We start from the raw sequence: 7827 nt of genomic DNA, 5'->3' as shown, positions 1-7827 counted from the left end.
CGGAGGCACATGGTTCCACCTCCCGAAGCGCTCCCACAAGATCTTGACCGCTACAGAAATCCGCACCCGCACCGGGGTTGACCGAATCTCACTTCAATAACGAGCAAGATCATGGCAGTTGGCCCGGCGCGGTGTGTGGGCTACGCTCCGACGCGGGGTATGTGCCTCCGTCTCAGCCCTCCTCGCCGACGCGGAGCACCCCGTGAACATCACGATCGTTTTTCCCCCCGCCGCTGATCCTTCGCTGCCCTACGGCGCTCTGCCGCTGCTCGGCGCGGTCCTGAAACGGGCCGGTTACGCGGACGTGTCGCTGCGCGACGTGAACCTCGAGGCGTTCGACGATCTCTGGCGACCGGACGCGCTGGCCGAGGCGCTGCACCGCGAGGACGTTCCCGGCCGGACGAGCGGCACGGCGGCGGAACTGATCGCCGACATCGACGCGGCGCGCGCCATTCTGCGCGACCCGGTCGACTTCTACGACCCGATGAAGCTGCTGTTCGCCAAGCGCCTGTTCCACCTCGCCGGCGACCTGCTCTCGGCATCGCATCCGCGGGTCCGGTTCGGCAAGTACTCCTATTCGCCGAGCTCCTACGACTCCTACGAGGAGATCGAAACAGCCGTCCGGACCGACGCGGGTCCGCTCGCCCGGTACTTCGAGACGACCACCGTTCCGTCGCTGCTGGCCGCGGCCCCGAAGGTGATCGGCATATCCGTCCCGTACTTCTCCCAGCTGATACCCGCGTTCATCCTGGCCGACCGCATCCGCGCAGCGGATCCCGGCATCCACCTCACCTTCGGCGGCCCGGTGATCACGTGGGGCAAGGAGGTGCTGATGGCGGACGGACGGTTCGGACGCTGGCTGGACTCCTTCTTCGTCGGTGAGGCCGACGAGACGTTCCTGCACTTCGTCGACGCGCTGCACGGCAAGCGCGACCTCGCCGCCGTCGCCAACATGGTCCGGTACGTGGACGGCCAAGTCGTCAGCCAGCTCGACGACCACTACCAGCTCGATCTGGACTGGTCGCCCACACCGGACTTCACGATGATGCCGATGGACCGCTATTTCGCGCCCAAGCGCATCATCTGTCTGATGCCCACGCGCGGCTGCTACTTCAACAAATGCGCTTTCTGCAACTACGCGTTCATCAAGATGACGCCGTACCGGATGCGCTCGCCGCAGCTCATCGCCGAGGACGTCGCCACCATCCAGAAGGCCACCGGCGAGAGCGTGTTCTCGTTCGAGTCCGACGTCATGCTGCCCCTGCACCTGAAGCAGATATCCGAAGCCCTGATAACCCGCGGCACGGACATCAAATGGCACGGCGTGGCCCGCTTCGAGAAGGGGATGACGGACGAACTCTTCGCCACCATGCGCCGGGCCGGCTGCGTGCGCCTGTACATGGGGATGGAGAGCGCCAACGAACGCGTGCTGGAGGCGATGGTCAAGGGGACCGACCGGCAGCGCATGTCGAACATCCTGCGCATGTGCAGCTCGGCGGGTATCTCCGTGGAGGCCGGGGTGTTCAGCGGCTTCCCGTCCGAGACGGCGGAGGAGGCGGACGACACCTACCGGTTCGTCCGCGACCACCGGCACGTCATCGCCCGTGCGGACGTGGGCACGTTCAGGCTGCTCAAGGGCGCTCCCATCGCCGACACCCCCGAGAAGTACGGGATCATCGTCCTCGGCGACCCCAAGAAGCGCTGGTACCACCTGGACTTCCGGCACACGGCACCGCAGGAGGTGTCGGACGGCGCGGCGGCCATGGAACGGATCCAGCGCCTCTACCCGGAGGTCGCCCTGATCGACGTGCCGGAGGACATCCTCTACAACGCCGATGTGGGCCCGGACGCGTTCCGCCGGTTCTTCGCCGCCGCCGGCGAACCGGCGAGCCCGTCAAAGGCGGTACCGGACGAGGCGACGGTCGCCCTGTCCACCGGCTGCGAGCTGCAGCGGGTCCATGTGGCCAACTCCGGGGCCGTGCACTTCGACGACCCCGCCGCGCAGGGCGCGCGCCCCGTCTTCGAGGTGTCACGCATGACGCTGACCATCGCCGTCGACAGGGCGGCCTCGGCCCTGTACCCCCTGAGCCGTGCGGAGGAGTTCGTGCTGCGCCGTCTCGGAGAGGGCCCGATGTCCGCCGCCGGTCTGCGCGCCGAGATCCAGGAGTACGCGGAGTCGGCCCCCGACCGCGACGACACGGTCGACGTGAGCCTCCTGGACCACCTGGTGGCCCTGGGGGTCGTGGTCGTACGCGCGGTGGACGTCGTCACTGAAGCTTCCTCTTGATTGCGGACACCTGAAGACTGGGACCTGAGGCTCCAGAGGAAGCAGTGCCAGGTGGGAAGCACGTACACGAAGCGGTACTCGGACGAGTACACGCGTGACGCCGGTCTGCGTCGCCCGAGCTCCCGGCACCGGCCATGCTGTCAGCGGGGTCCGATACCTTCGAGCCATGTCGATCACCGCACAACTGCGCGACTCGGTGAGGCTGCCGGGTGGGGATGCACTGGTCAACGGCTTCGCCTTCGAGAGCCGTGGAGACGGGCCGCGCCGTGCTCTTCTCGAGAGCGGGCACGAGCTGGAGGTCCACGACCTGGTCGAGGTCTTCGCGGGGGAGCGCGCGCCGACCGCCGTCTTCCCCCTTCCCTGGCCGGGGTGGGGCCGTGGTGTTCACTCGGTGAGCCCCGACGGCTCCTTCGCGGTGTTCTCGGGCCAGCGCGCGGTAAGGGCCGTGAGCGTGGGCGGAGAGACGCTGTGGGAGTACCGGCACGGCTGCTGGGGGCCCGAGATCGGCCACGCGCACACGGGGGACGAGCAGGAGGTGTGCCGCGGGCTCGAGCACGGATCCTGCCGGGTCTCCGACGACGGCCGGCTCGTCTGGGCGCATGTCGTGGTCGAGCCGGAGGACCAGGATTGGCAGGAATGCTGGGTCGTCCTGGACGCCCGGGACGGACGAGAACTGGCTCGGCTGCCGCTGGACAGCGCGGCCTCCGGTTCACACCACCTGTCCCACCCGGACGGCATCCACATGGGTCTCTGCATCGGCATGGGCCAGGACGGCATCCTGCTCCACTGGGCGCGCTGGGACGGCGCGAAGCTGACCAGCTGGGACCTCAACGAGACCATGGACCGCATCCTGACGGACGTCCACACGGGGCTTCCGGGCTTCCTGACAGTCGAGCACTACGGAGCTGACCTGAGACTGCACGCCCTGGACGGCGCCGTGCTGGCCGAGGAGGCGCCCGAGCCGGCCGACGACGAGGACCCACCCTGCTGGGACTACGGCTGCGGCTTCGTCGACGCCGACACCGTCATCGCCTCGACGGTCGAATCCGACGAGGACCCGGATCGGGCCCGCCACTGGCTGCTCGACGCCCGCACCCTGGAGATACGCGGGGCGGTCGCGTATCCCACGGGCCCCGTCGACAGCTGTGTGCGCCCGCTCGGAGACGGGACCTGGCTCACCTACGACGACACGAGCGAGACGCTCAATCGCTGGATCGAAGCAGCGTCTTGAGTGCGGTGGTGATCGGGCCTCGGCAAGCACCTCACGGGTGGCGAGATCAGCAAGGAGGATGCCGCCGCCCGGCAGACCTCGCCGAAGGCGAAGGAGTTCATGACACGGTCGGGTGAGGAGCGGGGCGCCGCGTATGCCGCCTCGGGCGCGGACACGGACGTCGTGAAAGCGACGACGGCAGCGACGATTCGCGTTCCACACGGGTGCCTGAACTCACGCCCTAGTACTGCAACGGTGCTTACTAGCCGAGCGCGCGGTCGAGACCGAAGGCCGCGCTGATCAGCGCCAGGTGGGTGAAGGCCTGAGGGAAGTTCCCGCGCTGCTCCCCGGTGTGGCCGATCTCCTCCGCATACAGACCGAGGTGGTTGGCGTACGTGAGCATCTTCTCGAACGCGAGTCGGGCCTCGTCCAGGCGGCCGGCGCGGGCCAGCGCCTCGACGTACCAGAACGAGCAGATCGAGAACGTGCCCTCATCGCCCCGCAGTCCGTCCGTGCTGGCCTGCGGGTCGTAGCGGTAGACCAGCGAGTCGGACACCAGGTCCTCGCCCAGCGCGTCCAGCGTGGCGAGCCACTTCGGGTCGGTCGGGGAGACGAACTTCGCCAGCGGCATCATCAGCAGGGACGCGTCGAGGACGTGGCCGTCCTCGTACTGGACGAAGGCGTGCCGCTCGTCGGACCAGCCATGGCGCATGATCCGGCGATAGATCGCATCCCGGGCCCGCCCCCACCGCACGATGTCGACGGGCAGACCGCGATGCTGGGCCAGCCGCATGGCGCGCTCGATCGCCACCCAGCACATCAATCGCGAGTAGAGGAAGTTCTTGCGCCCGCTGCGCGTCTCCCAGATCCCCTGGTCGGGCTGGTCCCAGTGGTCGCACACCCAGTCGACCACCTCGGTGATGCTGTCCCAGTGCGCACTGGAGATGGGCTGCCCCCACTTGTCGTAGAGGTAGAGGGCGTCGATGAGCGCCCCGTAGATGTCCAGCTGCAACTGGTCGACGGCACCATTGCCGACGCGTACGGGGGCCGAGCCCCGGTACCCCTCGAGATGGGTCAGCTCGCGCTCGGGCAGCTCACGGCGCCCGTCGATGCCGTACATGATCTGCAGCGGGCCGGTCGTCCCGGTCACTTCGAGGGGGACATGCTCGGAAAGGAAACCCATGAAGGCCTCGGCCTCCTCGGTGAAGCCGAGCCTGAGCAGCGCATACACACAGAACGCTGCGTCACGGATCCATACGTAGCGGTAGTCCCAGTTGCGCTCGCCCCCGATGCGTTCGGGCAGGCTGGTGGTCGGCGCGGCGATGATGGCGCCGGTCGGGGCGTAGGTGAGCAGCTTCAGGGTGAGGGCGGAGCGCTGCACCATCTCCCGCCAGCGACCGCGGTACCGCGACCGGGACAGCCACCGCCGCCAGTACCCGACGGTGGCGTTGAACTGCTGCTCCGCCTCGGACAGCGGGCAGAAGCGGGGTGACACGTCGCCGCCGACCCGGTCGAGGGCGAAGACCGCGGACTCGCCCTCATGCAGCTTGAACAGCGACCATACGTCCTGGCCGGCGACCTCGAGCGGCACACTCGACGTCAGCGCGAGAGTGAGTGAGGGCGATTCGAAGACCGCCTGGCCATGCTGTACGTGCACGGTGTGCGGCTGCGCCCCGTACTCGAAACGGGGGGCCACACGGGCGCGGAACGGCAGCGATCCGCGCACGCACACCACGCGGCGGATCAGACGGTGCCGGTCGGCCTCGCGCGAATCGTCGAGTACCGGCATGAAGTCCTGGACCTCGCCGACCCCGTCCTCCGCGAAGAAGCGGGTGATCAGCACATTGGTGTCAGGGAAGTAGAACTGCTTGGTACGCGTCGCGGCATCCGCCGCGAGCTCGAAATACCCGCCACGGTCGGCGTCGAGGATCGAGGCGAAGACACTGGGTGCGTCGAAGCGCGGGCAGCAGTACCAGTCGATGGTGCCGTTGGTGTCCACCAGCGCCGCGCTGCGCAGATCGCCGATCAGGCCGTGCTCGGCGACCGGCAGATAGCGGGGCGCGCCGACACCCGGGGATGCGAAAGCATTGGGCGTCCCGGCGCTCGCGTTGGCCTCCACAGTCACATCGGACCTCCCTGAGCCTGCGCACCCCCTCTTCAGGCTAACCAGTCGTCGACGTGCAGGACAGCGGGAGTGGGCGCCGCGGTGCCACTCCCCCTGCCACGTCGACGGGCCCGGCACCGTGCCCGCCCGTCGGCGCCGAGCGCATCGATGTCAGGATGGTTCCATGACGAGCAAGGTTTACTTCGACATCACCATCAATGACGAGCCCGCTGGGCGGATCACGTTCAAACTGTTCGACGACGTCGTTCCCAAGACCGCGGAGAACTTCCGCGCGCTGGCGACCGGCGAGAAGGGCTTCGGCTACAAGGGCTCCTCGTTCCACCGGATCATCCCCGACTTCATGCTGCAGGGCGGCGACTTCACCCGCGGTGACGGCACGGGCGGCCAGAGCATCTACGGCGCCAAGTTCGCCGACGAGAACTTCAAGCTCACGCACACCAAGCCGGGCCTGCTCTCCATGGCCAACGCCGGCCCCAACTCCAACGGCTCGCAGTTCTTCATCACGACCATCGTGACGTCCTGGCTGGACGGCAAGCACGTGGTGTTCGGCGAGGTCGACAACCAGGAGAGCATGGACCTGGTCAAGAAGATCGAGGGCCTCGGCTCGCAGAGCGGCCGGCCCCAGGCGAAGATCACCATCGCGGACAGCGGCGTCCTCTGACCCGCATACGGAACCGCTGAACGAGCGCGTCGTCCGACGGACTCCGTCGGACGACGCGCTCCGTCGTATCCGGCCGGCGAGGGACAGCCACGGCCGACCGGCCGGCCGCGCGATTCGCTCGTTACGGTGTTCGGGTGGGGAACGTCTTTCGCGGCGGGGGCCGCAGTCTGTCCATGTCCAATGGGGGCACGGACGTCTTCGTCGATGTGCTCATGCTGGCCGTGTCCGATCTCGCCGACAGCGCCTGGGAGCACCGCTTCGCCACCCTGCTGACCTTGCAGGACCAGAGCGTCATGGGGCGCGGGGCGGTCGGGTTCGATCTGGAGGACGTCGACTGGGGCCGCTCCCCGTGCGAGCGGGGAGCGGCGAAGGACTTCGTCCTGCGGGTGCTCGATCTCGCCCTGCGCAGACACCGATGGGACGAGCTGGGCTACGAGCCGCCCTTTGCCGAGAGTTGTCTGTGGCAGTACCGGGAGATGGTCGCGGCATTCGATCCGGCCGACTCCGAGCGGCGAAGCGGTGGCTCCCCTTTTCCCGGCCCGGAAGAAGCCGCCATGGCCTCGTGCGTACGGCACCGCGTCCTGTGCGCGCCGGTCCACTGGGAGGGATGCGTCTTCTGTACGGGGCGCCGGTGATCCCGCACCGGTGGCACGGCTCCCGCAGCCTTCACTGTCAACTGATGGTTGACAGTGAAGGCGTGTCAACCTACAGTTGACACATGGTGAAACCTGTACGCCCAACCAATCCCGTACGCCTCGACGACCTGATCGAGGCCATCAAGAAGGTCCACACCGACGCCCTCGACCAGCTCTCCGACGCGGTCATCGCCGCGGACCACCTCGGCGATGTGGCCGACCATCTGATCGGGCACTTCGTGGACCAGGCCCGGCGCTCGGGCGCTTCCTGGACGGAGATCGGGAAGAGCATGGGGGTGACCAGGCAGGCGGCCCAGAAGCGGTTCGTCTCCAAGGACCCCGGCGAGCCCTCGGACCTGGACCCCGGCCAAGGGTTCGGCCGCTTCACCGAGCGGGCCAGGAACGTCGTGATGACCGCGCAGAACGAGGCCCGCGCCGCAGGCAACACCGAGGTGCGCACCGAGCACCTGGTGCTGGGACTGATCGCCGAGCCGGAGGCACTGGGCCCCGCGTTCATCACGTCCCAGGGCGTGACGCCGGAGGCCGTCCGTCAGGCCGCGACCGAGGCTCTGCCGGTCGCGGTCGACGAGCTGCCGGACCTCATCCCGTTCGCCCCCGGGGCCCGCAAGGCACTGGAGCTGACGTTCCGGGAGGCCCTGCGGATGGGCCACAACTACGTCGGCACCGAACACATCCTGCTCGCCCTGCTGGAGCAGGAGGACGGCGCGGGTGTGCTGACGGACCTCGGCATCGACAAGGCGACCGCCGAGACGGGCATCGCCGAGGCCCTCACGCTCATCGCCGCCTCGGACAAGGAGGCCTGACCGAAGCGGCCCGTCCGGGGTATGCGCGGCGGAGGCCGGTGCCGGTCATCCGGTGCCGGTCATCCGCGCGTCGGTCATCCGCGCG

At 68.3% G+C, this 7827-nt stretch carries 6 protein-coding genes; 5 read left to right on the top strand and 1 reads right to left on the bottom strand.

What is annotated here, in order from left to right:
* Window positions 1-202 precede the first annotated feature (202 nt).
* Window positions 203-2287 carry a B12-binding domain-containing radical SAM protein gene (locus ACFVV1_RS14955; RefSeq protein WP_389989558.1) on the top strand — a complete coding sequence of 695 codons (2085 nt, stop codon included), beginning with the start codon at window positions 203-205 and terminating at the stop codon, window positions 2285-2287.
* Between the two features lie 166 nt (window positions 2288-2453).
* A complete protein-coding gene (locus tag ACFVV1_RS14950) occupies window positions 2454-3518 on the top strand; it encodes a hypothetical protein (RefSeq protein ID WP_389989556.1) in 1065 nt (354 codons plus the stop codon).
* Between the two features lie 241 nt (window positions 3519-3759).
* Here the strand turns inward: ACFVV1_RS14950 and ACFVV1_RS14945 are convergent, their stop codons facing one another.
* Window positions 3760-5616: a glycoside hydrolase family 15 protein gene (locus ACFVV1_RS14945; RefSeq protein ID WP_389989626.1), complete on the bottom strand. Its 1857-nt coding sequence runs from the start codon at window positions 5614-5616 to the stop codon at window positions 3760-3762.
* Window positions 5617-5785: 169 nt separating this feature from the next.
* Between ACFVV1_RS14945 and ACFVV1_RS14940 the strand changes: the two genes are divergently transcribed.
* From ACFVV1_RS14940 to ACFVV1_RS14930, 3 genes are all read left to right on the top strand, one after another.
* The gene (locus ACFVV1_RS14940; protein WP_389989554.1) at window positions 5786-6283 is read left to right on the top strand and encodes a peptidylprolyl isomerase; all 498 of its coding nucleotides are present in this window, start codon (window positions 5786-5788) and stop codon (window positions 6281-6283) included.
* A gap of 173 nt (window positions 6284-6456) precedes the next feature.
* Window positions 6457-6918, top strand: coding sequence for a hypothetical protein (locus tag ACFVV1_RS14935; RefSeq protein ID WP_389989552.1), 462 nt, complete (start codon window positions 6457-6459; stop codon window positions 6916-6918).
* An 83-nt stretch (window positions 6919-7001) separates the two neighbouring features.
* The gene (locus ACFVV1_RS14930; protein WP_389989550.1) at window positions 7002-7742 is read left to right on the top strand and encodes a Clp protease N-terminal domain-containing protein; all 741 of its coding nucleotides are present in this window, start codon (window positions 7002-7004) and stop codon (window positions 7740-7742) included.
* Window positions 7743-7827: the final 85 nt, after the last annotated feature.

The sequence above is a fragment of the Streptomyces sp. NPDC058092 genome (genome assembly GCF_042884935.1).
Taxonomy (GTDB): Bacteria; Actinomycetota; Actinomycetes; order Streptomycetales; family Streptomycetaceae; genus Streptomyces.
This window is presented reverse-complemented; position numbering and strand designations above follow the sequence as displayed.

What these genes read in the sequence shown, in the direction of transcription:
- ACFVV1_RS14930 (WP_389989550.1), top strand. Translation starts at nt 7,002, where the DNA reads ATGGTGAAACCTGTACGCCCAACCAATCCCGTACGCCTCGACGACCTG.
- ACFVV1_RS14940 (WP_389989554.1), top strand. Translation starts at nt 5,786, where the DNA reads ATGACGAGCAAGGTTTACTTCGACATCACCATCAATGACGAGCCCGCT.
- ACFVV1_RS14950 (WP_389989556.1), top strand. Translation starts at nt 2,454, where the DNA reads ATGTCGATCACCGCACAACTGCGCGACTCGGTGAGGCTGCCGGGTGGG.
- ACFVV1_RS14935 (WP_389989552.1), top strand. Translation starts at nt 6,457, where the DNA reads ATGTCCAATGGGGGCACGGACGTCTTCGTCGATGTGCTCATGCTGGCC.